Annotated in this window: 25 protein-coding genes and 1 pseudogene; 7 read left to right on the plus strand and 19 right to left on the minus strand. The window is 73.7% G+C overall.

All coding sequences use genetic code 11. The features are described from left to right. Positions 1–24: 24 nt before the first annotated feature. The gene (locus ACFWZ5_RS07740; protein WP_384801004.1) at positions 25–726 is read right to left on the minus strand and encodes an ANTAR domain-containing response regulator; all 702 of its coding nucleotides are present in this window, start codon (positions 724–726) and stop codon (positions 25–27) included. Positions 727–808: 82 nt separating this feature from the next. On the opposite strand from ACFWZ5_RS07740, the gene ACFWZ5_RS07745 reads away from it, so the two are divergent. Beyond that, positions 809–1,927 carry a PAS domain-containing protein gene (locus ACFWZ5_RS07745; RefSeq protein WP_384801001.1) on the plus strand — a complete coding sequence of 373 codons (1,119 nt, stop codon included), beginning with the start codon at positions 809–811 and terminating at the stop codon, positions 1,925–1,927. Here ACFWZ5_RS07745 and ACFWZ5_RS07750 read toward each other — a convergent pair. Then, entirely contained in the window at positions 1,908–2,687 is a 780-nt protein-coding gene (locus ACFWZ5_RS07750; RefSeq protein WP_384801019.1) for an RNA polymerase sigma factor SigF, read from the minus strand. The genes ACFWZ5_RS07745 and ACFWZ5_RS07750 overlap by 20 nt on opposite strands. 1,243 nt (positions 2,688–3,930) lie before the next feature. On the opposite strand from ACFWZ5_RS07750, the gene ACFWZ5_RS07755 reads away from it, so the two are divergent. Further along, complete coding sequence (locus ACFWZ5_RS07755; protein ID WP_384800998.1) at positions 3,931–5,736, plus strand: thiamine pyrophosphate-requiring protein; 1,806 nt, start codon at positions 3,931–3,933, stop codon at positions 5,734–5,736. A gap of 3 nt (positions 5,737–5,739) precedes the next feature. Here ACFWZ5_RS07755 and ACFWZ5_RS07760 read toward each other — a convergent pair whose 3' ends face one another. The 4 genes from ACFWZ5_RS07760 to ACFWZ5_RS07775 form a co-directional block, all read right to left on the minus strand. Further along, complete coding sequence (locus ACFWZ5_RS07760; protein ID WP_384800995.1) at positions 5,740–6,432, minus strand: response regulator; 693 nt, start codon at positions 6,430–6,432, stop codon at positions 5,740–5,742. Next, the gene (locus ACFWZ5_RS07765; RefSeq protein ID WP_384800992.1) at positions 6,429–7,748 is read right to left on the minus strand and encodes a sensor histidine kinase; all 1,320 of its coding nucleotides are present in this window, start codon (positions 7,746–7,748) and stop codon (positions 6,429–6,431) included. Before ACFWZ5_RS07765 ends, ACFWZ5_RS07760 begins: the two co-directional genes overlap by 4 nt. A gap of 7 nt (positions 7,749–7,755) precedes the next feature. Continuing rightward, on the minus strand, positions 7,756–10,002 hold the full coding sequence (locus tag ACFWZ5_RS07770; protein ID WP_384800989.1) for an MMPL family transporter: 2,247 nt from the start codon (positions 10,000–10,002) through the stop codon (positions 7,756–7,758). A 247-nt stretch (positions 10,003–10,249) separates the two neighbouring features. Continuing rightward, positions 10,250–10,393, minus strand: coding sequence for a hypothetical protein (locus ACFWZ5_RS07775; RefSeq protein WP_384800986.1), 144 nt, complete (start codon positions 10,391–10,393; stop codon positions 10,250–10,252). Positions 10,394–10,615: 222 nt separating this feature from the next. On the opposite strand from ACFWZ5_RS07775, the gene ACFWZ5_RS07780 reads away from it, so the two are divergent. Then, positions 10,616–11,056 (plus strand): CBS domain-containing protein, encoded by a 441-nt coding sequence (locus tag ACFWZ5_RS07780; RefSeq protein ID WP_384800983.1) that lies wholly within the window; start codon positions 10,616–10,618, stop codon positions 11,054–11,056. Between the two features lie 223 nt (positions 11,057–11,279). Beyond that, positions 11,280–13,409 (plus strand): catalase, encoded by a 2,130-nt coding sequence (locus tag ACFWZ5_RS07785; RefSeq protein ID WP_384802192.1) that lies wholly within the window; start codon positions 11,280–11,282, stop codon positions 13,407–13,409. A gap of 42 nt (positions 13,410–13,451) precedes the next feature. Here ACFWZ5_RS07785 and ACFWZ5_RS07790 read toward each other — a convergent pair whose 3' ends face one another. The 3 genes from ACFWZ5_RS07790 to ACFWZ5_RS07800 all read right to left on the minus strand — a co-directional run bounded on the left by ACFWZ5_RS07790 (position 13,452) and on the right by ACFWZ5_RS07800 (position 17,120). Beyond that, positions 13,452–14,039, minus strand: a complete 588-nt coding sequence (locus tag ACFWZ5_RS07790) for a TIGR03086 family metal-binding protein (RefSeq protein WP_384802195.1) — start codon at positions 14,037–14,039, stop codon at positions 13,452–13,454. A 421-nt stretch (positions 14,040–14,460) separates the two neighbouring features. Continuing rightward, on the minus strand, positions 14,461–15,417 hold the full coding sequence (locus tag ACFWZ5_RS07795) for an AraC family transcriptional regulator (RefSeq protein WP_384802198.1): 957 nt from the start codon (positions 15,415–15,417) through the stop codon (positions 14,461–14,463). A 74-nt stretch (positions 15,418–15,491) separates the two neighbouring features. After that, positions 15,492–17,120, minus strand: coding sequence for an ABC-F family ATP-binding cassette domain-containing protein (locus tag ACFWZ5_RS07800; protein WP_384802201.1), 1,629 nt, complete (start codon positions 17,118–17,120; stop codon positions 15,492–15,494). Between the two features lie 154 nt (positions 17,121–17,274). On the opposite strand from ACFWZ5_RS07800, the gene ACFWZ5_RS07805 reads away from it, so the two are divergent. From ACFWZ5_RS07805 to ACFWZ5_RS07815, 3 genes are all read left to right on the plus strand, one after another. Beyond that, positions 17,275–18,762, plus strand: coding sequence for a bifunctional phosphatase PAP2/diacylglycerol kinase family protein (locus ACFWZ5_RS07805; RefSeq protein ID WP_384802203.1), 1,488 nt, complete (start codon positions 17,275–17,277; stop codon positions 18,760–18,762). A 76-nt stretch (positions 18,763–18,838) separates the two neighbouring features. Then, on the plus strand, positions 18,839–19,666 hold the full coding sequence (locus ACFWZ5_RS07810; RefSeq protein ID WP_384802206.1) for a methyltransferase domain-containing protein: 828 nt from the start codon (positions 18,839–18,841) through the stop codon (positions 19,664–19,666). An 84-nt stretch (positions 19,667–19,750) separates the two neighbouring features. After that, positions 19,751–19,927 carry a hydrophobic protein gene (locus ACFWZ5_RS07815; RefSeq protein WP_384802209.1) on the plus strand — a complete coding sequence of 59 codons (177 nt, stop codon included), beginning with the start codon at positions 19,751–19,753 and terminating at the stop codon, positions 19,925–19,927. Between the two features lie 5 nt (positions 19,928–19,932). Here ACFWZ5_RS07815 and ACFWZ5_RS07820 read toward each other — a convergent pair whose 3' ends face one another. The 10 genes and pseudogenes from ACFWZ5_RS07820 to ACFWZ5_RS07865 form a co-directional block, all read right to left on the minus strand. Further along, on the minus strand, positions 19,933–20,196 hold the full coding sequence (locus ACFWZ5_RS07820) for a gas vesicle protein K (RefSeq protein ID WP_384802212.1): 264 nt from the start codon (positions 20,194–20,196) through the stop codon (positions 19,933–19,935). Between the two features lie 7 nt (positions 20,197–20,203). Next, positions 20,204–20,434, minus strand: a complete 231-nt coding sequence (locus ACFWZ5_RS07825) for a gas vesicle protein (protein ID WP_384802215.1) — start codon at positions 20,432–20,434, stop codon at positions 20,204–20,206. Beyond that, positions 20,431–21,261, minus strand: coding sequence for a GvpL/GvpF family gas vesicle protein (locus ACFWZ5_RS07830; RefSeq protein WP_384802218.1), 831 nt, complete (start codon positions 21,259–21,261; stop codon positions 20,431–20,433). Before ACFWZ5_RS07830 ends, ACFWZ5_RS07825 begins: the two co-directional genes overlap by 4 nt. Continuing rightward, positions 21,251–21,637 carry a gas vesicle protein gene (locus ACFWZ5_RS07835; RefSeq protein WP_384802221.1) on the minus strand — a complete coding sequence of 129 codons (387 nt, stop codon included), beginning with the start codon at positions 21,635–21,637 and terminating at the stop codon, positions 21,251–21,253. The genes ACFWZ5_RS07830 and ACFWZ5_RS07835 overlap by 11 nt, the downstream gene beginning before the upstream one ends. 14 nt (positions 21,638–21,651) lie before the next feature. Next, positions 21,652–22,290: pseudogene (locus ACFWZ5_RS07840) on the minus strand (cyclase); the annotation flags it as partial. Continuing rightward, entirely contained in the window at positions 22,283–22,978 is a 696-nt protein-coding gene (locus ACFWZ5_RS07845; RefSeq protein WP_384802224.1) for a DNA primase, read from the minus strand. The pseudogene ACFWZ5_RS07840 and the gene ACFWZ5_RS07845, both read right to left, overlap by 8 nt. Before the next feature lie 5 nt (positions 22,979–22,983). Beyond that, positions 22,984–23,256, minus strand: coding sequence for a gas vesicle protein GvpG (locus ACFWZ5_RS07850; protein WP_384802227.1), 273 nt, complete (start codon positions 23,254–23,256; stop codon positions 22,984–22,986). Between the two features lie 9 nt (positions 23,257–23,265). Then, positions 23,266–24,024, minus strand: coding sequence for a GvpL/GvpF family gas vesicle protein (locus ACFWZ5_RS07855; protein ID WP_384802230.1), 759 nt, complete (start codon positions 24,022–24,024; stop codon positions 23,266–23,268). After that, positions 24,021–24,464 carry a gas vesicle structural protein GvpA gene (locus ACFWZ5_RS07860; RefSeq protein ID WP_384802233.1) on the minus strand — a complete coding sequence of 148 codons (444 nt, stop codon included), beginning with the start codon at positions 24,462–24,464 and terminating at the stop codon, positions 24,021–24,023. The genes ACFWZ5_RS07855 and ACFWZ5_RS07860 overlap by 4 nt, the downstream gene beginning before the upstream one ends. Positions 24,465–24,612: 148 nt before the next feature. Continuing rightward, the gene (locus tag ACFWZ5_RS07865; protein ID WP_384890529.1) at positions 24,613–24,939 is read right to left on the minus strand and encodes a gas vesicle protein; all 327 of its coding nucleotides are present in this window, start codon (positions 24,937–24,939) and stop codon (positions 24,613–24,615) included. Positions 24,940–25,142: the final 203 nt, after the last annotated feature.

Raw genomic sequence — 25,142 nt, forward strand, 5'->3', positions numbered from 1 at the left:
GCTCTGTCCGGCCGCCCCGCGCCGCTACTCCGCCAGCGTCGCCAGATCGCGTTCCAGGCCCCTGCCGCGGGTCCTCACCAGGGCCGCCGCCACCTCGGAGAGCTTGCGGTTCGTGCGCTGGGAGATGCGGCGCAGGAGGGTGAAGGCCTCGTCCGCGTCGCAGCTCAGGACGTGCATGACGATGCCGCACGCCTGGTCGACGACGGGGCGGGTGCGCAGGGCCTCGCCCAGGTGGTCCAGCTCGGTGAGCGCCGCGCGGTAGTGGCGGTCGCGGACGAGGCCGGCCGTCGCGAGGTCGCCGAGCGCCTGCGCGGGGCCGCAGACGGCGTCGTCCAGGGTGCCGGGGCGGAAGCTGAAGAGGCTGATGGTGAGGGTGAGCCCGGAGCGCTTGAAGGGCAGGGTGACGCTCGCGCGGACGCCGGAGTCGAGGGCGAGGGCCCGGTACTCGGGCCAGCGGTCGTCGTGCAGCAGGTCCTCCGCGTCCACCGGCTCCCCCTGCTCCTGCGCGGCGGGGATCGGACCGTCGCCGGAGCGCAGCTGGACGGAGACGAGCCCGGCGAGGTCGGGGTGCGTGACGGCGGTGGGGAGTTCCTCTCCGCCGTCGCTGACGGTGGCGCCCGCGCCGCAGCACGCGGTGGTGCAGCGCACGGCCTGCTCGGCGAGCTCCGAGAGCCTGCGCGCCGGGAGCGTGGATTCCGGTCCTTCCTGTCCGATCAACATCGACATCGCGGCGTTCCTCCCTCTTTCCCTTCTTCTCGGCTTCCCTCGCACCCCTCCGGAAAACGGCCGCAGCGGATACGTTCGAGGCATGACGCCAACTGAGGAGTTCGGTGAGGAACTGGCGGACTTCGTGCGCCGCGTCGCGGAGTTGAAGGCGTCGCGTTCCGCTCCCGCCGGGGATCTGCGCCCGATGCTCGATACGGCGCTGTTCGAGCTCGACCACGTGGTCGAGCGCCTGTGGCCGGGGTTCGAGCGGCTCACCGACGGACCGTCGGCGGCGGCCACGTCGGACCGGGAGGAGCAGCGGCTGCTGCGCGCGGTCTTCCAGCGGTTGCCGGTGCCGGTCGTCCTGGTGGACGCCGAGGCCGTGGTGCGGCGCATGAACCTCGCGGCGACGAGTCTCACCGGCGTGCGCGGCGGCTACGCGACGGGGCGGCCCCTCACCGGGTTCCTGACGCGGTCGGACCGCAGCGCGTTCCGCTCACAGGCCGCCGCGGTGGCGCGCGGCGAGGGCGACCGCAGCCTGACGGTGCGCCTCCAGCACCACCCCCAGCTGCCGGTACGGGCGACGCTGACCGCGCTGCGCCCCGGCACCGAGCCGCGCACGGTGGTCCTCGTCGCGCTGCAGCCCGCGAGCACGCAGGACCCGCGGCCGCCGAGCCCGCAGGGCCGCAAGCCCGACCTCGCGGAGGCGACCCGGCACGCCGAACTCCTCGAACTGGCGGACACGATGACCGCCGCGCTGCTCACGGCGCCCGCGGGCGAGCCCGCCGCGGTCCTGCAGCGCGCCGCCGACGTGCTGCACGGCCGGTTCGCCGACTGGGTGATCACCGACGAGGGCGCCGCGCGGCCCCGGCGCACGCTGGTGCTCGGCCCGCGCGGCGGCCCGGTGGCCGACGTGCTCGCCCAGGAGCCGATCGACTGTCCGCTGGTGATGGAGACGGTGCGCTGCGGAGCGCCCACGCTCCAGGTGCGCCCTGACCCGCCCGACAGCTTCGGCCGGGACGCGTCCGGCGCCCCCGTCCTCGTACGCGCGAACGTGACGTCCCTGCTGTGCGTGCCGCTCGCCACCCGTACGAACGGTCCTGTCGAGGGCGTGCTCAGCCTGTTCAGGACCGGCCCGCGCCTCGCGTTCTCGATGGCAGAGGCGCAGGCCGTGGACATGATGTCCCGTCACATCGCCCTGGCTATGCGGCGTTCGGCGTGACGTCCTCGGAATCCGCGCACACCGGGCGCCCGGTGTGCCGGGCCGTGTCGCGCATGACCTCGTCGCGCAGGCGCCCGCAGCAGCGGCTGATGAGGCGCGAGACGTGCATCTGGGAGATGCCGAGGTGCTCGGCGATGCGGCTCTGCGTCATGTCGCCGAAGAACCGCATGTAGAGGATGGTCCGCTCGCGCTCGGGCAGCGCCGCGATGCGCGGTTTGACGGCCTCGCGGTCGACGACGACGTCGAGCGCGGGGTCGGGGCCGCCGAGCGTGTCGCGCAGCGCGTAGCCGTCGTCGCTGCCCGGCAGTTCGGCGTCGAGGGACAGCGCCGTGAAGCTGTCGAGCGCTTCGAGCCCGGTGGCCGCGTCCTCCCGGCTCATCCCGGCCCGCTCGGCGATCTCGGCGACGGTGGGCGCGCGCCCCGACACGGTCTGGGACAGGTCCTGGCAGGCGAACCGCACGCGGTTGCGCAGGTCCTGGACCCGGCGCGGTACGTGCAGGGTCCACATGTGGTCGCGGAAGTGCCGCTTGATCTCGCCGGTGACGGTGGGCACGGCGTAGCTCTCGAAGGCGTTGCCGCGCTGCGGGTCGTAGCGGTCGACGGCCTTCACCAGGCCGAGGGCCGCGACCTGCCGCAGGTCGTCGAGGGACTCGCCACGGTTGCGGAACCGGCCCGCGAGCCGCTCGGCCATGGGCAGCCAGGCCCGCACCACCTGTTCCCGCAGCGCGTCCCGCTCGGCCCCCTGCGGCAGCGCGCACAGCCTGCGGAAGGCGTCGGCGGTGTCGGGGGCGTCGTCGTGGGGGTGCCGTTGCGAGCGCGACCGCTCGGCGCGGGGGCCGCCGTGCGGCGGACGGGAACCGGCTTGCGGTGAGCGGGAGTCGGGGTGCGGTGAGCGGGGATCGGCCTGCGGGGAGGGCGCGTCGGTGCGCGACGGGCGGGAGTCGGGCTGCGGGGAGGGCGAGTCCGGCCGCGGTGAGCGGGAATCGGCCTGCGGGGAGGGAGTGTCGGTGCGCGACGGGCGGAGCTCTGTCTGCGGCGGACGGGACTCGGTCTGCGACCGGCGGGGCTGATCCTGCGGCAGGCGGGACTCGGCCCGCGACGGGCGGGGCCGGTCCTGCGGCGGGGCGGACTCGGTGCGCGACCGGCGGATCCTGTTCCGCGGCTGGCCGGACTCCGCGCACGGCGGGCCGGACTCGCCGCGCCGGGTGCGCGGCTCGACGCGCTGACCGTGCGGCTCCGTCCGACGGTCGCGGGCCTTGCGGTGCGGTGCGCGGGACTTGACGTGCTGGGCTCGGGACTCCGCCCGGCGGGCGTGGGTTCCGGCGCGGGGCTTGTGGGACTCGGCCTGCGGCGGGGGGAGTTCGCCGGCGGTGGCAGGGGGCTCGGCCTGCGGGGGGTGGGGGGCTTCGGGCCGGGAGTGCGGGTCGGGCCCGGCGGGCCGGGGGTGCTGGTCGCGGCTGGCGTTGCGGCGGCCCTCACGGCGGTCGGAGCTCTGGTCGGGCGCCGTGTCCTCACGGGCCGCCGTGCCCTCGTGGGCCACCGCGCCCTGATGGGCTGCCGCGCCCTGACCGGCCACCGCATCCTCACGGGCTCCCTCGCCCTCACGGGCCACCGCGTCCCGCTGGACTGCCGTGTCCTGATGGACTGCCGTGTCCTGATGGTCCGTTGCCCCCTGGGGCTGATCCATGTCCTGCTGGCGGGCCGTGCCACGAGGGCGGGCCGTGTCCTGGTGACGTGTCGCGTCGGATCGCATGAGCGTCACAACTCCCTTGCCGGTGCCTTGGGATGGGCGGTCACCGTGGGAGCGCGAACATGCCGCGGCGCGGCACATCCGCATGAGCGATACCGCTCCCACGGACGTGCCTCCGGTCCGAAGCACTGCCTTTCCGCCTGCCCGTCGAGCCGCCCGCCAAACACCCCGGCACCAGCGCAGGTTTTCCCCCGGGCACCCCGGAAACCCGGTCGGGACGGATCCAGCGCCTGCCCTGCGGAAGGAAACCGACATGAGCACCAAGGTCGCCGATCACATGCTGGAGAGGCTGCGGGCCTGGGGCGTCGAGTGCGTCTTCGGGTATCCCGGCGACGGCGTCAACGGCCTGCTCGCGGCCTGGGGCCGCGCCGACGACCAGCCCCGCTTCATCCAGTCACGGCACGAGGAGATGTCCGCGTTCGAGGCGGTCGGCTACGCCAAGTTCGGCAGGCGGCTCGGGGTGTGCGCCGCGACGTCGGGGCCCGGCGCCATCCACCTCCTGAACGGCCTGTACGACGCCAAGCTCGACCACGTACCGGTGCTCGCGATCGTCGGCCAGACCGACCGCAGCGCGATGGGCGGCTCGTACCAGCAGGAGGTCGACCTGCACACGCTGTTCAAGGACGTCGCCTCCGACTTCGTGGAGACGGTGACGGTGCCCGAGCAGCTGCCGAACGTCCTGGACCGCGCCATCCGCACCGCGTACGCCCGCCGCTGCCCCACCGCCGTGATCGTCCCCGGCGACGTACAGGAGCTCGACTACAGCCCGCCCTCGCACGCCTTCAAGATGGTGCCCTCCAGCCTGGACCGCAGCGCCTGGACCGCGCTGCCCTCGCCGTCCGCCCTCGACCGCGCCGCCGAGGTCCTCAACTCCGGCGCCAGGGCGGCGCTCCTCGTCGGGCAGGGCGCGGCGGGCGCCCGCGCCGAGGTCGAGGAGATCGCGGGCCTGCTCGGCGCGGGCGTCGCCAAGGCGCTGCTCGGCAAGGACGTCCTGAGCGACGAACTCCCCTACGTCACCGGCGCGATCGGCCTGCTCGGCACCCGCCCGTCCTACGAGCTGATGCGCGACTGCGACACGCTCCTGACGGTCGGCTCCAGCTTCCCGTACTCGCAGTTCCTGCCGGAGTACGGCAAGGCCCGCGCCGTACAGATCGACCTGGACCCGCACATGGTCGGCATGCGCTATCCGTACGAGGTGAACCTCGTCGGCGACGCGCGCGAGACGCTGCGGCAGCTGATCCCGCTGATCTCCGCGGAGCGCCGACAGACCGGGCGGCAGTGGTACGACGAGGTGTGCGCGGGCGTCCGGCGGTGGCACGCGGTGATGGAGCGCCGCGCCGGCCTGAGCGCGGACCCGGTCAACCCGGAGCACGTGGCGCGCGCCCTCGACCCGCTCCTCCCTCCCGACGCGATCATCACCTCCGACTCGGGCTCGACGGCCAACTGGTACGCGCGCCACCTCACCCTGCGCGGCGACATGCGGGCCTCGCTCTCCGGCACGCTCGCGACGATGGGCTGCGGCGTCCCGTACGCGATCGGCGCGAAGTTCGCGCATCCGAACCGGCCCGTGGTGGCGCTCGTCGGGGACGGCGCGATGCAGATGAACGGCCTGGCGGAGCTGATCACGGCGGCCAAGTACCGGCACCGCTGGGACGATCCGCGCCTGGTGGTCGGCGTGTGGAACAACCAGGACCTGAACCAGGTGACCTGGGAGATGCGGGCGATGGAGGGCGCGCCCTCGTTCCTGCCCTCGCAGGCGATCCCGGACGTGCCGTACGCGGACTTCGCGCGCTCCATCGGCCTGACGGGCGTGCGCGTGGAGAAGCCGGAGGACGTCGAGGCGGGCTGGCGCGCGGGCCTCGACGCGCGGGGCCCTGCGGTCGTGGAGTTCCGTACGGATCCGGCGGTGCCGCCGATCCCGCCGCACGCCACCTGGGACCAGCTGGAGTCGACCGCGACGGCGCTCCTCAAGGGCGACCCCGACCGCGGCTCGGTGGTGAGGCGGGGGTTCAAGGCGAAGGTGCAGGAGTTCCTGCCGGGGGGCGGGAAGGGCGACTGAGGGCTACGGCAGGCGGTCGGTGCCGCTGTCGGGGGCGGCGTGGGCCAGGCCCGTCCGGTAGGCGATGACGACGAGTTGCGCCCGGTCGCGGGCGTCCAGCTTCGTCATGGCGCGCTGCACGTGGGCGCGGACGGTGAAGGGGCTGAGGAACATCCGCTCGGCGATCTCCTGGTTGGACAGGCCGGTCGCGACGAGGGCCACCATCTCGCGCTCGCGCGGGGTGAGCACGGCGAGCCGTTCGGGCTGGTGCGGCAGGGGCTCGTCCGGTGTGGCCAGGAAGCGGGCGACCAAGGAGCGGGTCGCGGCGGGCGAGAGCAGCGTGTCGCCGTCGGCGATCGTCCGCACGGCGTCCAGCAGGGCCTCGGCCCCGATGCCCTTGCCGATGAAGCCGCCTGCGCCCGCGCGCAGCGCCTGGGCGACGTACTCGTCGGTCTCGTACGTGGTGAGGATCAGGATGCGGCTGGCCCGCAGGTCCGGGTCCGCGCAGATCTCCGACGTGGCGGTGAGGCCGTCCACGTCGGGCATGCGGATGTCCATGATGACCACATCGGGGCGCAGTTCCCTGGTGAGCCGCGCCGCCTCCCTGCCATCGGCGGCCTCGCCGACCACGGTGATGTCGTCGGCGGAGTCGAGGAGCAGCCGGAAGGCACCGCGCAGCAGGGCCTGGTCGTCGGCGAGCAGTACGCGGATCGTCACGGCGCGGCCCCGGCCTCTCCGTCGGTCTTCTGCGTCGTGTCCTTGGCGGTCTGCCACGTCGTGTCCTTGGCGGGCGTGTCCTTGGCGGGCGGCAGGGGCAGTTGGGTGGAGACGAGGAAGCCGCCCTCCGGGCGCCTTCCCGCGGAGAGGTGTCCTCCGACGGCGGCGGCACGTTCGCGCATGCCGATCAGGCCGTAACCGGGCGGACGGTCCACCGCCGCGGACGCACCCGGCCCCCTGGACGCACCCGGCCCCGCGGACGCCCCCGGCCGGACGCCCCCTCCGTCGTCGGCGACGGTGATGCTCACGCGGTCGCAGTTCCAGGCGAGGCGCACCCGGGCGCTACGGGTTCCTGCATGCTTGGTCACGTTGGTCAGGGCCTCCTGGACGATGCGGTAGGCGGTGAGGTCCACGCCCGGCGGCAGCGGCCTGGCCGTGCCCTCCTGGTGCACCGACACCTCCAGGCCCGCGCGGCGGAAGGACTCCAGGAGCGTGGGGAGCTGAGCGATCCCCGGCGCCGGTTCGGCGGGCGCGGCCGCGTCCCCCGACTGGCGCAACAGGCCGACCGTGGCCCGCAGTTCGTCGAGCGCGTGGCCGGTGGTCTCGACGAGCTCCCGCAGGCTCGTGCGGGTCTGCTCGGGGCGGGTGTCGAAGAGGTGGGCGGCGACCGTGGCCTGCGCGTTGGCCAGGGTGATCTGATGGGCCACGAGGTCGTGCAGCTCCCGGGCGATGCGCACCCGTTCCTCGGCCACTCTCCGGCGCGCCTCGCTGTCCCGGCTCTGCTCGGCCCGCAGGGCCCGCTCCTCCACGGCCGCCAGATAGGCCCGCCGGTTCCGCACCGAGTGCCCGAGTACGCCGGCCACCAGCGGGAACGCCGCCACCGCCCCCACCCTGCTCGCGTCCTTCCACGAGAGGTCACCGAACAAGGGGGTGGCGGCCACGAGGAGCGCCGCGGAGACGAGCAACACCACGCTCGCCGCCCGCCGTTCGGTGCGCGCGGTGAGCGCGTAGGAGTAGGCGGTGATCACGGCGGGGGCCACGATGAGCGGGCTCAGCAGAAGGCCCAGGGGCAGCACGAGCACGCCGCTTGCGGTCGTGACCGCCATGGCGGTCAGGGGCGCCCGGTGCCGCAGCGGCAGCACGGCACAGGACGCCACGGCGATGACGTAGGCGGCCGCGGACGGCGGTGCCAGTGTGCTGCTGTCGTCCTTCAGCACGCCGCCGAGCAGACAGAGCGCGAACGCCGTCGCAGTGGTCGCCGCCTCCCGCCCCCACGTGCCGCGTGGTCGCGGGGCACCGCCCTCTGGGTGCGTCACGGCCGGCTCAGTACCGGTCGGCGGGGAGCCGCGGCACCGCCGCGTCGGGCACGGTCGCGGCGGCCGGGACACGCCTGCTCAGCTTCTCGCCCTCGATGTCCACGTTCGGCAGCACACGGTTCAGGATACGAGGCAGCCACCAGGCCCGGTGGCCGAGCAGGGCCAGGACCGCGGGGACGATCGCCATGCGGACCACGAAGGCGTCGAAGGCGACGGCGGCGGCCAGGCCGACGCCCATCGTCTGGATGGTCGGGTTGCTCATTCCGATGAATCCGGCGAACACGCTGATCATGATGATCGCCGCCGCGGCCACCACGCGTCCGCTGTGCCGGAACCCGTTCACGATCGCCTCGCCGGGAGACGCGCCGTGGACGTACGCCTCCCGCATCCGCGTGAGGAGGAAGACCTCGTAGTCCATGGCGAGGCCGAAGACGATGCCGATGACGAGGATCGGCATCAGCGACATGACGGGGCCGGTCCGCTCGATGCCGATCAGGTCCGCCGCCCAGCCCCACTGGAAGACGGCGACGAGGACGCCGAAGGCGGCACCCACCGACAGCAGGAAGCCGAGCGCGGCCTTGACCGGGACCAGGACCGAGCGGAAGACCACGAGCAGCAGGAGCACCGCGAGGCCGATGACCACGGTCAGATAGGGGACGAGGGCGTCGGCCATGGCTTCGGAGATGTCGATGTTCATCGCGGTCCTGCCGGTCACCAGGACGGTGGCGCCCGTGTCGGCCTCGACGCCGGAGACCGCGCTCCGGATGGCGTGCACCAGGTCCTTGGTCTCCCCGCTGCTGGGCGCGGTCTTCGGTACGGCGGTGAGGACGGCCGTGTCCTTGGTCTTGCTGAGCACCGGGTCACCGATCGACGCGACGCCGCCCACTCCTCGTACGGCCTTGACGACCAGGTCCGCGGTGGCCCGCGTTTCCGCGGCCTGAGCTGTGCCGTCGGCCTCCGCCGTGTCCACGACCACGGTCAGCGGGCCGTTGAAGCCGGGGCCGAAGCCCTCCGACAGCAGGTCGTAGGCGCGGCGCTGGGTGGTCTCCACCGACTTGGACTCGTCGCCGGGCAGCCCGAGTTCAAGGCTCAGGGTGGGCAGGGCGACGGTGCCGAGGCCGAGTCCGGCGACCATCAGTACGGCGACCGGGCGGCGCAGTACGTATCGCGCCCAGCGGGTGGCGAGCCCGGGTCGGGCGGGCACCGGGTGCTCGCTTCCCGGCCGGGTGGCCTTGCGGACGCGGCGGGACAGCACCCGGTGGCCGAAGAAGCCGAACAGCGCGGGGACCAGGGTCAGTGCGACGAGTACGGCGAGGGCCACGGCGCCCGCGCCGCCCAGGCCCATCTTGGTGAGTTCGGGGATGCCGACGACGCCGAGGCCGACCAGGGCGATGAAGACGGTCGCGCCCGCGAAGACGACGGCGGATCCGGCCGTGCCCACCGCCCGCCCCGCGGCCTCCTCCGGCTCGCGGCCCCGGGCGCGCTCGTCGCGGAAGCGGGAGGTGATGAAGAGCGCGTAGTCGATGCCGACCGCGAGGCCCAGCATCAGCGCCAGGATGGCGACGGTGGACGTCAGGCCGAGGGGCACGGCGAGGGCGGAGACCAGGCCGAAGGCGATGGCCACGCCCACGAAGGCGGTGAGCAGCGAAAGTCCGGCCGCGACCAGCGACCCGAGGGTGACGACGAGGACCACCGCCGCCACCGCCACGCCGACGATCTCCGTCGTGCCGCCCGGTGACTCCTCCGCTTCCAGGGCCGAGCCGCCGATCTCCACGGTGAGTCCCTCGTCCCCGGCCTCGCGCGCGGCGTCCTCCAGGGCGCTCTTCGTCGGCCCGGTCAGGTCGTCGGCGTCCGCGGTGTAGGTGAGCGTGGCGTAGGCGATGGTGCCGTCCTCGCTGACCGCGCCGGTCTCGTAGGGGTCGGTGGCCGACGCGAGCTGGCCGCCCCCGTCCAGCGAGCGAAGCGCGTCCTCGACGGCCGCCTTGTACGCCCCGGCTGTCACCCGCCGACCGTCCGGGGCCCGGAACACCAGACGGGCCTCCGCGCCCTGGGAGTTGCTCTGCGGGAAGCGCTCGTCGAGGAGGTCGAACGCCCGCTGCGACTCGGTGCCGGGCATGGAGAGGCCCTCGTCCTCCCCGCCGGGCGCCACGGCGGCGGCAGCGAGGGCCAGGACCAGGGCGCCCAGCCACAGGCCGGCCACGCGCCGGCGCCGTCGGAAGGCCCACCGTCCGATCCGGTAGAGAAATGTCGCCACCTGTTGCTCACTCCAGACACCGCTAGGCAAGGGGAACGCGTGGATGCACGCGCCTTCCACACTCGCCTGCGGCGCCCCGGCCGGGCATCGTCCCCGGCCGCCGTCCTGCTCTGGTGCGACCGGACCAGTCATGCACCTGCCCTGGTGCGACCGGACCAGCGGTGCGCCTGTCCTGGTGCCGACGCACCACAGGACGGGGCGTGGGCGGTGCCCGATGTGTGGGCCGGGCACCGCCCGGCCGCGTCCTTCACTGGGCGCGGTGCGCTCCGTCCATCACGCCGTCCACCTCGTCCGCGGGCTTCGCGGGTGGCAGCAGCAGTTCCTCGTACCGGCCGAGCGCGAGGACCACGCCCAGGAGCACGACAGGGATGAACACGGTGAGAACCGCCATGACCGCTCCTCCCTTCTGATGAAGGGTCGCGCCCCGGGTCTCCCCCGCCACCCCCGGCAAACCTCCGGCGTGCGCCGGAACCCGCTCAGTTGGCGCCCGGTGTGCATAGAGGGCTGAGCAGGGGGTACTGCGGGCGAGGTCACACGGACACGAGACCTCGTGAACGACACCGTGAACGACACCGTGAAGGCCACATCGAAAGACGCCGGAAGGGGCGCAGACATGGCGGAGTACGTGAGGGAAGTCATGACCACAGGAGTCGTCGCGGTCAGCCCCGACGCCTCGCTGGTCGAGGCCGCGCAGCTGATGCGCGCCCAGGGCATCGGCGATGTCGTCGTGGCCGGCGAGGGACGGGTCATCGGGATGCTCACCGACCGGGACATCACCACCCGCGCCGTGGCCGACGGCGCCGACCCCCTGACGGTCAGCGCGCAGGCCGTGTGCACCCCGAACCCGGTGGTGGTGGGGCCCGACGACGAGGTGGCGGCGGCCGTGGGCCTCATGCGCGACCACGCCGTGCGCAGGCTGCCCGTCGTCGAGAACGGGCAGGCCGTCGGCATGGTGAGCATGGGCGACCTGGCGATCGAGCAGGACCCGACGTCCGCGCTCGCCGACATCAGCCGCGCGGGGCCGGACCGCCGTCCGGGCCCGACCGCGATCTGAGCGGGGGCGGGGCGGCCCGATGGAGCACCGCACGGACGGCCGCGCGGGCGCGGCAGCCGGTCCCCCGCCCGCGCGGCCGTCCTCCTGTGCGCGCCGCCGTACCGGCCGAGTCAGGGAGTCGCCGCAAGGGATCTACAGAGAGAGGGAGTTGACGTATGCGTAGCGCGTTCCTGAGCGCATTCCTGGGCGCATTGCTGAGCGCATTCCTGAAAGAGGCCCGGGCATGACCGACGACCGGGCGGAGCGTCCGGGACCGCCGGACGGCAAGCAGCGCCAGCGCGACCACTACCGCGCGGCCGACCCGGCGAGCGGCCCGCTCACCACCGACCAGGGCGTCGAGGTCGACCACACCGACGACTCCCTGGCCGCGGGCGCCCGCGGACCCACCCTCCTGGAGGACTTCCACTTCCGTGAGAAGCTGACCCGCTTCGACCACGAGCGGATCCCGGAGCGCGTGGTCCACGCACGCGGCGCGGGGGCGTACGGCTTCTTCGAACCGTACGAGTCGTGCGCCGAGTTCACCCGTGCCGCCTTCCTCCAGGACCCGTCGGTGCGCACGCCGGTCTTCGTGCGGTTCTCGACCGTCCAGGGGCCCAAGGGCTCGGCGGACACGGTGCGTGACGTGCGCGGGTTCGCGACCAAGTTCTATACGTCGGAGGGGAATTACGACCTCGTCGGGAACAACTTCCCGGTGTTCTTCATCCAGGACGGCATCAAGTTCCCCGACTTCGTGCACGCGCTGAAGCCGGAGCCGCACCACGACATCCCGACGGGCGCGTCCGCGCACGACACGCTGTGGGACTTCGTGTCGCTGCAGCCCGAGACGCTGCACGCGATCATGTGGCTGATGTCGGACCGCGCGCTGCCGCGCAGCTACCGGATGATGCAGGGCTTCGGCGTGCACACGTTCCGGTTCGTGACCGCCGACGGGCGCGGCACGTTCGTGAAGTTCCACTGGAAGCCGAGGCTCGGCACGCACGCGCTGGTGTGGGACGAGGCGCAGGAGTGCCAGGGCCGCGACCCGGACTTCCACCGGCGCGACCTGTGGCGGGCGATCGCGGCGGGCGAGTTCCCCGAGTACGAGCTGGGCGTCCAACTCGTCCCGGAGGAGGACGAGTTCGCCTTCGACTTCGATCTGCTCGACGCCACGAAGCTCATCCCGGAGGAGCAGGTGCCGGTGCGGCCGATCGGCCGGATGGTCCTCGACCGCAACCCGGAGAACTTCTTCGCCGAGACCGAGCAGGTCGCCTTCCACACGGCGAACGTCGTGCCCGGCATCGACTTCACCAACGACCCGCTGCTGCAGGCCCGCAACTTCTCGTACCTGGACACGCAGCTGAGCCGCCTCGGCGGCCCCAACTTCGCCCAGCTGCCGGTCAACCGGCCGGTGGCGCCGGTGCGCACCAACCAGCGCGACGGCTCCCACCAGAGCGCCCTGCACAGCGGCACCAGCTACACGCCGAACTCGCTCGGCGCGGGCTGTCCAGCACTCGGCGGGGCCGACGCCCACGCCTACACCCATGACGCCGAGCGCGTCGACGGCACGAAGATCCGGCAGCGCAGCCCGAGCTTCCAGGACCACTACAGCCAGGCCGCGCTGTTCTGGCACAGCATGGCGGACTGGGAGCGGCAGCACATCGTGGCGGCGTTCCGGTTCGAGCTCGGCAAGGTCGGGGCGCTCGCGGTGCGCGCCCGCACGGTCGCCGAACTGGACCGTGTGGACCACGCGTTGGCGGTCGCGGTGGCCGAGGGCGTCGGCGTTCCGGCGCCGGACGGCGGCGCGGCCGGGGCCCGCAAGACCGTCGCGTCGCCCGCACTCAGCCTTGCCGCACAGCGCGGCGACGGCTCCCTGCGCACCCGGCAGATCGCGGTGCTCGTGGCCGACGGCGTGGACGCGGAGCAGGTGACCTCGGTGCGGGACGCGCTCGCCGCCGAGGGCGCGGTCGTCGAGGCGCTCGCCCCGCGGGACGGCACGGTCCCGGGTGCGGACGGCGCGCGGCACGCCGTGGACCGGGCGCTGCCCACGGTGGCGTCGGTCCTGTACGACGCGGTGCTCGTGCCGGGCGGCGCCGACGGCGCCCCGGCGGTGGTGGACGACCCGGACGCGGTGCGGTTCGTGCGCGACGCCTATCGGCACGGCAAGCCGGTCGGGGCGCTCGGGTCGGGCGTCGGCGTGCTCGCCGCGCTGGCGGCCGAGGGCCTGCGGCTCGCCTCCGCTCCGGGGCGCGCGGTCGCCGACCACGGCGTGGTGACGGACACCGCGCCGGGGCCTGCCGGGGAGCCGTTCCTGCGGGCCTTCACCGAGGCGATCGCGGCGCACCGGCACTGGGGCCGGCCGACGGCACGCGGCTGAGCCCGACCGCGCCGAGCCCGGGCACGCCGAGCCGATCGGACGTCAGGGCCTGCGGCCCAGCAGGGACAGGAGTTTCGTCTGGTCGTCCGCTCCCGGCGGGGGCGGCACGGCCGGGGCGAAGAGGCCGCTCTTCACCAAGTCGGCCGCGTACGGGGCGACTTCGCGCCGGGCGAGGTCGACCAGGTCGTCCGGGAGCCGCTCGTCGGCGCCGATCGCCCGCGCCAGGTCCCAGGTGTGCACGACGAGGTCGGTGACCATCTGGGCGCAGTAGGCGCGCGCGGGTGTGTCGCCGTAGGAGAGGTGCACGGTGCGGTCCAGGGCGCCCGGCTCGCGGAACGCGGCGCGGGACGCGGCGGCCGCGGTGGCCCAGGACGCGGCCGGATCGGAGCCGAGCAGATCCCCGTCGAAGGTGTCGCCGACGGCTTCGACGGTGGCGCCGTCGCGCACGAGCGGCGGCACCCACAGCTGCTCGCCTGCGAGGTGGTTGACGAGGTCGCGCACCGACCAGTCCGTGCAGGGGGTGGGGGCGTCCCACTGGTCGCCCCGGACGGCGTGCACCCGTGCGGTGAACGCGTCCAGGGCCCGGCCGTGCTGTTCGAGGAGCCGTTCACCGTCCGCCGTCGTACTCATCGCGCCTCCTGATCCTGCGGCTTCGGCGCGTGTGCCGCGCCCCTTCGAGTCTTACCGGGATCGCGCGCGCGACGCAGGAGGAGCGGGTCCGGACGAGAGCGGGCCCGGTGGACACGGGGGGAACGCGTGTCGAGGGGGAACGACCGGGCCCGCCGGTCCGAGCCGGCCCGGCGCAGGGAGTGCCGGGCCGGAGCCGCCGGGGATCCGTCCACGGCACGGCGGCGCGGAAGAAGGCCAGGTCCCCCGCGACGACGACCGGTCCACCCGGCGACAGCGCAACTTTAGGCCGGTTACCAGGCGGTTTCGATCCGCTGGACGCAGTCGCTGTCCGGATAACGCACCGTGTCCGGATAACGCACGAGGGGCGCACAACCGTCACCGTGTCCCGAGCGTCTTCGGATGTCATGGGGCACCGTCGGGGTCAGCCGCGCAGCGTCTGGGACGGCAGCTCGCCGAACCGCGCCCGGTACTGCTCGGCGAACCGGCCGAGGTGGGCGAAGCCCCAGCGGTGGGCGACCTCGCTGACGCACCGCTCGCCGGTCCCGGCCGCCGCGAGCTCCGCGCGCACGCGCTGCAGCCGTACGTCACGCACGTACGCCATCGGCGACATGCCCACGTAACGGCGGAAGGCCTCCTGGAGCCAGCGCACGCCGACGCGGGCCTCGGCGGCGAGCGTGGCGGTGGTGAAGGGGTGCTCGGGCCGCTCCTGGACGGCGTCCATCACGCGCTTGACCGGGGCGGGGCGCAGCATGCGCGCGGGGTCGGCGAGCTGGTCGCGGTAGCGGTGGTCCGCGGACAGGAGCAGGCCGTGCAGCAGCGCCTCCTGGAGCGGGGCGGCGACGAGCGGCTGGGCCAGGGTCCCGGAGTCCTCGCGCAGGTCCTCCGCGACCGTGCGCACGAGCCGCTCCCAGCCGCGTCCCGGGCCGCGCGTCGTGTCGAACACCGGGGCGAAGGAGACCGGTCCGCGCACGGGCCTGCCGAGCAGCCGCTCCAGGCTGTCCTCCAGGGCCGCGCGGTCCAGCTTGACGGCGAACAGCCGGCAGTCGCCGGACCAGCGGTCGAGGACCGTGTCGCCCAGGGGCTGGAAGACGGCGGCCGTCCCCCGCGTGGCGGACGTGCCGGGCATGGGCCCCTGCCGCCACGCCATGTGGCCGCTCAGGAGCACGTTGACGTGGTAGGCGCCGAGCTCGCCGAAGCGCATCCGCACGTCGGCGCCGCAGTTGAGGTCGCCGACGGTGAGCGCGCCGAGCTCACCGATGTCGAAGTGGGCCCGGAAGGGGCGCGGCCCGTCGAGCACGTCCATGAAGTTGCTGTAGTACGCGGCCTCGATCAGCTGCCGGGCCTCGTCCACGTCGTCCGTCCTGAAGGACGTCCCCATGGCCACCTTCCCCCCTCCGCCGTCTCCCGCAACCGCGCAGCGTACGGCGGGATTTCACCGCGCGACCCACCACGCTACCGCGCCCGCGCCACCCGCCGCTCGTCCCAGACGGGCTCCGGGGTCTCCCGGACGCGGCCGTCCGCGCCGAAGACGAGGAAGCGGTCGAAGGAGCGGGCGAACCAGCGGTCGTGAGTGACCGCGAGCACCGTGCCCTCGTACGCCTCAAGGCCCTCCTGGAGGGCCTCCGCGGACTCCAGGTCGAGGTTGTCGGTGGGCTCGTCGAGCAGCAGGGCCGTCGCGCCCGCCAGTTCGAGGAGCAGGATCTGGAAGCGGGCCTGCTGGCCGCCGGAGAGCTTCTCGAAGCGCTGCTCGGCCTGCCCCGTCAGCTCGTAGCGCCGCAGCCGGGACATCGCCGCACCCCTGTCCTTGGCGTGCTCGCGCCACAGGATGTCGAGGAGGGTGCGGCCGAACAGCTCGGGGTGGGCGTGGGTCTGCGCGAAGTGGCCCGGCACGACGCGCGCGCCGAGCTTCCACTCTCCCGTGTGGGCCACCGGGTGGTCGGAGTCACCCGCGAGCAGGCGCAGGAAGTGCGACTTGCCCGAGCCGTTGGAGCCGAGGACGGCGACGCGCTCGCCGTAGAACACCTCCAGGTCGAAGGGTTTCATCAGGCCGGTCAGCTCGAGGTTCGCGCAGGTGATGGCCCGCAGGCCGGTGCGGCCGCCGTGCAGGCGCATCGTGATGTCCTGCTTGCGCGGCGGCTCCGGCGGCGGGCCCGCCTCCTCGAACTTGCGAAGCCGGGTCTTGGCCGCCTGGTAGCGCGAGGCCATCTCGTCGCTGCGCGCGGCGTACTGCTGCATGTCCAGGACGAGCTTCTTCAGCTGCGCGTGCTTCTCGTCCCAGCGGCGGCGCAGCTCCTCGAAGCGGGCGAAGCGCTCCTGGCGCGCCTCGTGGTACGTGGCGAAGCCCGCGCCGTGCACCCACACCTCCGAGCCGCCGGGGCTCGGCTCCACGCTCACGATCCGGTCGGCCGCGCGGGCGAGCAGCTCGCGGTCGTGGCTGACGAACAGGACCGTCTTGCGGGTCTCCTTGAGGCGCTCCTCGAGCCAGCGCTTGCCGGGGACGTCCAGGTAGTTGTCCGGCTCGTCCAGGAGCAGCACCTCGTCGGTGCCGCGCAGCAGGGCCTCCAGGACCAGGCGCTTCTGCTCGCCGCCGGAGAGCGTGCGGACCTCGCGCCACTGGGCCTTGTCGTACGGGACGCCGAGCGCGGCCGTGGTGCAGATGTCCCACAGCGTCTCCGCCTCGTACCCGCGGGCCTCCGCCCAGTCGGACAGGGCCTGCGCGTACTGGAGCTGGGCCGCCTCGTCGTCGACGGTCAGGATGGCGTGCTCGGCGCGGTCGACGGCCTTCGCGGCCTCGCGGATGCGCGGGTGGGCCACCGAGACGAGGAGGTCACGGACGGTGCTCTCGTCGCGGACCGAGCCGACGAACTGGGGCATCACCCCGAGGCCGCCGCTCACCGTGACGGTGCCGCCGTGGGGTTGCAGCTCGCCCGCGATCAGCCTGAGCAGCGTGGTCTTGCCCGCGCCGTTCGGCCCGACCAGGGCGGCGGCGGTGCCCTCGCCCACCCGGAAGGAGACATCTCCGAGCAGGGCTCGGCCGTCGGGCAGGTAGTACTCGATGTGCGCGGCTTCCAGATGTCCCATACGGGGATTGTCCGGGGCACCCTGCGAGCTGGGCAAACGGATTACGGGCCGGGCGGACGGATCGCGCGGGACGGGCGGACGGATCGCGGGGCCGCTCGGGGGCAGCTGGATCAGCGGGCCGTTGCGGCGGGGCTTCGGCGGGTACCCGGGTTCCATGAGCCCTGACGCCGATCTTCCCCTGCCTCCTGCCCGCGGACCCCGGGCCCGTCTGGTCGCGCTCGACTGCCGGGTCTTCGACACCGTCGCCTCGCGGCACTGGCCCGGCGCGGACCAGTTCCTGCCGCGGCTCAGCCGGGCCGCGAACCACGGCGTGCTGTGGTTCGCGACCGCGGCCGCGCTCGCCACGACCCGGCATCCGCGGGCCCGGCGCGCCGCCGCGCGCGGCACCGCGTCGCTCGCCCTGGCGTCCGCGACCATCAACACGTTCGGCAAGCGGTCGGTGCGGCGCGCGCGGCCGGTCCTCGACGGCGTGCCGCTGATGCGGCGCCTGAAGCGGCAGCCGATCACCACGTCGTTCCCCTCCGGCCACTCGGCGTCCGCCGCCGCGTTCGTCACCGGCGTCGCCCTGGAGTCGCGCGGCCTGGGCGCCGCGGTCGCGCCGCTCGCGGGCGCCGTGGCGCTGTCACGCGTCTATACGGGGGTGCACTTCCCCAGTGACGTCCTCGCGGGTGCCGCCCTGGGCGCCGGTGCCGCGTTCGCCGTACGCGGTCTGGTGCCGACCCGGTCCCAGCTGCCGCCGCCGGGGCGGCCGCGCGCCGAGGCCCCCGCCCTGCCCGGCGGGCGCGGCCTCGTGGTGGTCGTGAACGACGGCGCGAGGAACCCGGACCGGGCCCGTGCGCTGCTCGACGCGCTGCCGCTCGCGGAGGCGGTGCACTGCGAGCCTTCCGACCTGCCCGCCGAGCTCGACAAGGCGGCGGCACGCGCCCGCGCCCTGGCCGTCTGCGGCGGGGACGGCACCGTGAACGCGGCGGCCGCGGCCGCACTGCGGCACGGGCTCCCGCTCGTCGTCGTGCCCGGCGGCACCCTCAACCACTTCGCGTTCGACCTGGGCGCGGAGGACGTCCGCGAGACGGCGCGCGCGGTAGAGGCCGGTGACGCGCTCGCGGTGGACGTGGGGCGGTTCGCGTCGCGCCACGGCGACGGCTACTTCCTCAACACGTTCAGCCTCGGCGTCTACCCGGAGCTGGTGCTCGAGCGCGACCGGTGGTCGCACCGGATCGGCGGCTGGTCCGCCGGCGTGCTCGCCGCCGCGCACGTACTGCGCTCCGACCAGCAGCCGCTGCGGGCCGAGTTCGGCGGCGTCGAGCGCCCGCTGTGGCTGCTGTTCGCCGGGAACTGCGTGTACCACCGCCTGGGGCTCGCGCCCGCGCGGCGGTTCGACCTCGCCGACGGGCTGCTCGACGTGCGCATCGTGCACGGCGGGCGCAGGCCCGGCGCCCGGCTGCTCGCCGCGGCCCTGACCGCTCCGGTGCAGCGCTCCCCCGTCCAGACCGCGGTCCAGCCGCGCAGGCTGCGCGTGGACGGGCTCGCTCCGGGCACCGTGGTCGCGTACGACGGCGAACTCGCCTCGGTCGAGGGAGAGTTGCTGGTCGAGAAGCTGCCGGAGGCGCTGACGGTGTACCGGCTGCCGCGCGTCTCGTAAGCGGGGCGAGCGGGACCGCTGTCCATATCTTGATACCTGGGTCTCATTATCCGGTCGGGCGGCGTACAGTCCAGACATGTCACAGTCCCAGCAGACTCCGGCCGACACCGCCGTCTACACGCACGGCCACCACGAGTCCGTCCTGCGGTCCCACTCCTGGCGCACGGCCGCCAACTCGGCGGCGTACCTCATCGGTTCGCTCCAGCCTGACATGAAGGTCCTCGACGTCGGCTGCGGGCCCGGCACCATCACCGCCGACCTGGCGGCCCTGGTGCCCGACGGGCACGTCACCGGCGTCGACCGTGCGCCCGGCGTCCTGGAGCAGGCCCGCGCCACGGCCGCCGAACGGGGCCTGGCCAACGTGGAGTTCGCCGTCGCCGACGTGTACGCCCTCGACCTCCCGGACGGCGCGTTCGACGTCGTCCACGCCCACCAGGTGCTCCAGCACGTGGGCGACCCGGTGGGCGCCCTGCGGGAGCTGCGCCGCGTCTGCGCGCCGGGCGGCGTCGTGGCCGCGCGCGACAGCGACTACGCGGCGATGACCTGGCATCCGGGCTCGCCCGGCATGGACGACTGGCTCGCCCTGTACCGGCGGGTGGCGCGCGCCAACGGCGGCGAGCCGGACGCCGGGCGGCGGCTCAAGTCCTGGGCCCTGGAGGCCGGCTTCACGGATGTCACCGCGTCCGCGAGCACCTGGTGCTACAGCACGCCCGATGAGCGCGCCTGGTGGAGCGGCCTGTGGGCGGACCGCACGGTGGCGTCCGGGTACGCGGGGCTCGCGACGGAGGGCGGGCACGCCGACGCGGCGCGGCTGCGGGGCATCGCCGAGGCGTGGCGGGAGTGGGGGCGCGCGGAGGACGGGTGGTTCGCGGTGCTCCACGGGGAGGTCATCTGCCGCGCCTGACCTCCCGAAGGCCTACTGAACGTCGTCAACTACCCCGCGTAAAAAGGCGAGTTGGGGACACTCGGACGGCAGGAGGTACACACTATGGTTCCCGTTCTTCTGGTCCTGCTTCTCGTCCTGCTGCTCGCCGGTTTCGGCTTCGCGGTGAAGGTGCTGTGGTGGCTCGCCATCGCCGTCCTGATCGTCTGGCTCCTCGGCTTCGTGCTGCGGGGCGCGGGCCCGACCGTCGGCGGATCGCGGCCCCGCTGGTACCGGTGGTAGCGGCGTCACTCCCTGGGAAGCAACGTCCCCAGCGGCCCGAGGTCCAGATTCAGGTCCTCGGGCCGCAGTCCGTAGCGCTCGCGCAGCTGCGCCATGCGGTCCTCCAGGAGCATCAGCGTCAGACCGATCCGCTCCTCCTGCTCCTCGGTCAGCTCGCCCGTGTCGAAGCGGCGCAGCGCCTGGCGCTCCATGAGCTGGCGCAGCAGCTCGACGACGGTCAGGACGAGCGCGACGAGGTCGCGCTCCACGGTGTCCGGATCGAGATCCATCGCGGCCTCAACTCCCGTTCCTTTCCCGGCACTCCGGCTCCTGGTACTCCGGCTCCTGGTACTCCGGCCACGGCGACGGCACCTGCGCGCTGACCGTGCTGATCAGGGCCTTCAGGTCGATGCGTACGAGATCCACGTCCGCGATCCGCAGGGTGATGTCACCGGCGATGACGACCCCGCCGGCGAGCAGCCGGTCGAGGAGGTCCACGAGGGCGACCTCGCGCCGCACCAGGGTCACGACGGACCGTCCGTGTCGCGCCTGCCCATGTCATCCGCACCCGTGTCGTCCGCACCCGTGTCGTCCGTGAAGGAGTACGCCGCCCACGGCCCGGTCACCTCGACGCGCAGGCCCTCCTGGGCGCACTCCGTGCTCCGGGAGCGGGCGAGCAGTTCGAGGAACTCCTCGGCCCGGGTGCGCCGCACCAGGTAGGCGCCGTTGAGGATGTTCCGGCCCCACGCAGGGTCCGTGAGCGCGGGGCTCTGCACCGGGTGGATACGGGAGTCGGTGACGTACGCGGCGAGATCGCCGTGCAGGCGGCGCGCGAACTCCTCGGCGCGCTCGGCCGACTCCTCCCGCGCCGAGGCCTGGGCCTGCCTGCGGCGCAGGTAAGCACGCCCGGACTCGGTGGCGCCGCTGTCACGGGCGCCGTTGCGTCGGGCACCGTCGTCGCCGAGCCACACCTTCACGCCCCACTCCACGTGCCCGTCGATCCGGTCCAGGATCCGGCGCAGCCGCGCGGACTCGTCCGCCAGCATGGCGCGTACGCCGCTGTCGTCGCGGAAGACCGTCGCGAGCCGCAGCGGCAGCGGGCAGGTGACGGCGGCGAGCGCGGCGACGACGCTCTGGTGGGCGCGGGCCGTCGCGGCCAGCCAGTCGAGGTCCTCCAGGTGGGCGCGGAGCGCCTCGTGCGCGAAGTCCCGCTCGGGGACCGGGCTGACGACGGCCACCAGGCCGTCGTGGGCGAGCTGCCGCGGCGGGGCCCCCGCGACCCCGGTGAGATCGGGGCGCAGGGGCACCGCCAGCGGGTGGCACACCGCGTAGACGTAGCGGAGTTCATCGGTCACGGTCGCGCGTACCTCCACCGTCGGAGCTGTCGGAGCCCTTGGAGCTTGCGGAGCCGTCGGCGCGCGCCGGCTCCAGCTGTTCGAGCCGCTCAAGGCGCTCTCTCAACTCGGCGTTCTCTCTTGCCAGTTCGCGCCGTCGGGCGCCGCTCGACAGGGCCGGGTCGTCCTCCCACCAGTCGATGCCCATTTCCTTCGCGCGCTCGACGGACGCGACGACGAGCCGGAGCTTGACCGTGAGCAGCTCGATGTCGAGCAGGTTGATCCGGATGTCCCCGGCGATGACGACGCCCTTGTCCAGGACGCGTTCGAGGACGTCGGCGAGGTTCGTGCCGCCCTGCGGGGAGTACGGCTCGGGCAGTCGGCTCGCGGTGGTCATCGACGGCTCCGGGCGGCGAAGTGCTTGAGGTCGAGGCGCGCCCTGCGGCGCTGTGCGCCCCAGAGGTTCCCGGCTCTCTCGGACAGGCCCTTCGGGTAGTACTCGATGGTCAGGAGTACGCGGGTGAGGCGCTCGCCGAGCGGATGGAAGGTGACCACGCCGTCCGTGCTGCCCTTGGCGCCCTCCGACGTCCACGCGACGCACTCGTCCGGCACGGTGTCGGCGTCGCTCCCGCCGCCTTTGGGGAACGTGGCGAAGTCCTCGCACCGCGTCCACTGCGCGTAGGCCTCGCGCACCGGCACGCCGACGTCGACGTGTTCGAGGATGACGACGGGCCGACTCGGGCCCCTCACCTTGTTCTTGGCGGCGGCCATGAGGCGGCCGCCCGCGAGCTCCACGGCACTGCGCAGCGGGCCCTTGCCCGCGGCGAGCTTGCGGCCCCCGTCGAGCGCGAGCCGGTGGAACCCGGGGCTGCGGCCCTCGGCGACGTCGGTGAGCCTGCCCGCGGTCTCGCCGAGCCTGCGGCCCACGCCGATCAGGGCGCGCTCCGCCTGTGCCGCGAGGTAGGCCCGCGCCTCCAGCTTGAGGCGGTCCGCGGCCGGGCCGTGGACGACGGCGCTCAACGGGCCGCCCGCGCCGTGTGCGTCAGGCATCGCCGCCGCCTCCCTTCGCGCCCGTGGTCCGCTTGGACGCGGTGCGGGCGCGGGCGGTCCGCGGTTTGGCCGTGGCCGCCGTCTTCCGGGCCGTCTTCTGAGCCGTCTGCCGGGTGTCCTTCCGTGCCGTCTTCCGTGCCGTCTTCCGTGCCGTCTTCTGGGCCGCCTTCCCGGCTGTCTTCTGGGCCGTCTGGGCCGTCTTCTGCGTCTTGCGCGGGCCGGTGCTTCGCGGGCTCCGCTTCTTGGCGGCGGACCTCGGCTCGGGCCCGGGCTCGGGTTCATCGGCCTTATCGGCCTCATCAAGGGGCTCGTCGGGCTCGTCGCGCTCGTCGGGCTCGTCGGGCTCGTCGGGCTCGTCGAAGGGCCCGTCGTCGCGGGTCACGCCCTCGATGCGGTCCCGCACGTCCAGCGTGCGCTCGTGCAGGCGGTCGGCGAGGGATTCGACGCGCCGGTCGATCAGCGTGCCGGTGGCCGCCTTGCCGACGCCCCGCAGGTCCTCCCTCAGCTGGTTGCCGATCTCCTTGAACTGCGGGTTGTCCTCCAACTGCCGCGCCACCGCGTGGGCCAGGCCCGCCGGGCTGAGCTGGAGCCTCTTGCCCGCCACCAGCGCGCCGACGGCGAAGGCCAGCTTGGCCTTCTTGGTGCGTCCGAGAAGGTAGCCCGCGCCGATGGCGAAGCCCACTGCCATGCGATTCATTCTGTGGCCGTCCTGTCTGTGGCCGTCCTGTCCTGATGCGGTCCGCCGCCGTGGCCGAGCCGGGCGAGCAGCTCGTCCTCGCGGCGGTCGAACTCGGCCCCGTCGATCTCACCCGCCTCCAACCGTTCGGTGAGCAGGGCGAGTTCACGATGGATGACCGACGGGTCGTAGTACTGCCGCTCCGCCTCGGCGACCACCTGCCTCAGCACCCACAGGGCACCGCGGGCAGGGGCCGCCGGAAGCGCCAGCAGTTCACCGACGAGACCCATGGGCGGGCCTCACCGCACGGGCGCCTCGTCGTCGGCGGGCTGTGCGGGGCCCGCGGCGACGAAGCTGTACGGGGGCAGGGGCCCATGGACGCGCAGCTCCAAGTGCGGCTGCTTGGCGCGCAGTTCCTCGACGGCGGCGACGAAGGCGTCGGCGCGGTCGCGGCGTACCAGGAACGAGACGTTGGCGAGCCAGCCCGTGCTGTCGGGCCCCTCGCTGACGGCCTCCGCGCACGGTTCGAGCGCGCGCCGCACCTCGACGGCGTCGCCCGCCTCGCAGCCGCGCACCGCCTCGGTCAGCTGCTCGCCGAGCCGCAGCTTCTGCTCGTAACTGCCCCCGCCCGCCTGGCGGTTGGCCTCGGCCATGGTGCGCAGCTCGGGGTTCTCGGAGAGCACCTTGTGCAGCACCGCCTGTTCGTCGTGGGAGGCCTTCACGTTGTACTCGGCCCTGCCCTCCAGGGCGCGCAGCCGCTCCCGGTAGTGGTCGGCGAGCTCCTCCATGACCGCGAGGACGGCCTCGTCGTCCTGGGCGAGGCTGCCGAAGCGCAGGGGAAGCACGGGGCCGCCCGCGCCCGCCTCGTCGAGGACGCTCTGGTGGGCGAGCAGGTCGCGCCGCTTGGGGCGCAGGTCGTCGGGGCTGTCGCTGACGACCGCCGCGAGCCCGCCGTGCCGCAGGACCCGCACCGGCCGCGCGGGCTCGCCGATGCCGCCCATGCCGTCGGGCAGCGCCGGGTGTGCGGCGTCGGCGATGCCGTAGATGTACGTGGTCATTCCTGCTCCTCCTTCCTGCTGCGCGCGCTGGTGCGGCGGGCGCGCGGCCGGGACTGCTCGGCCTGCTCCTCGTCGCCGCGGTTCTCGTCACGGGCCTGCCGGAACGCGTCCGACACGGTCTGGGCGGCGCCGGAGAGGGCGCCCTTGGTCTTGCCGCGCGCGCCGGACTCGGTGAGCTCGCCGACCATGTCGGGCAGGCCGGGGCTCTTGTGCGGGCCCGCCTCCAGGTCGAGGCGGTTGCAGGCCTCGGCGAAGCGCAGATAGGTGTCGACGCTCGCGACGACGACGCGCACGTCGACCTTGAGGATCTCGATGCCGACGAGCGAGACGCGCACGAAGGCGTCGATGACGAGCCCGCGGTCGAGGATGAGTTCGATGACGTCGTACAGGCCGCTGGTGCCGCCCGCGCCGCCGCTGTGCTGTGCTGGGACGACGGTCATGCCGACCGGTCCTCCTTGCTTTCGGTGTCGGGGGTTTGGGTGATTCAGGGTTTGGGTGATTCGGGGCTTGGGTGATTCGGTGATTCAGGGCTTAAGTGATGCGGTGTTCGTGTGTCGGGTGGCCGCGCTCCTGGCCGCTCGGCCGCCTTCAGCCGGCGCCCGACCGGGGCGGCGGGTCGGCACGGCCGCGTTCGTAGCGGCGCACGCGTCGGTAGGCGGTGAGCCCGCCCTGCGGGTCCAGGCTCACGGCGTAGGTCGCGAGCAGGCTCATCGTGTCCGGCACGCGGGCCAGTTCGAGGACCTCGACCTCGAGGTCCCAGCCGTCGTCGGTGCGTTCGAAGGACGACACCGACTCGGCGGCGAGGCCGGTGAGCTCCGCGAGCTGGGCGCGCGCGTTCTGCAGTACCTCGACCGGTCCCGCCTGGTCACCGGTCTTGCCGGTGGTCTTGTTCGTCGTACGTGACGTGTGCGTCATGGCCACCTCCTGGTCCGGGTCACCCCGAGCCGGGCGGTCAAACCTCCGTGGAGCGCGGCTTGCGGCGGCCGTCCCTCGCGGGGGCGCCCCTGACCCGCCCCTTCCCGAACTAGGGGCTCCGCCCCTAGGACCCCTTTTATCCGCGCTTCGCGCTCGTCCTCAAACGCCGGACGGGCTAGAACCTTGCCGCACCGGCGAAAGTT

Origin of the sequence: Streptomyces sp. NPDC059003, from assembly GCF_042740445.1 — a bacterium.
Classification (GTDB): domain Bacteria; phylum Actinomycetota; class Actinomycetes; order Streptomycetales; family Streptomycetaceae; genus Streptomyces.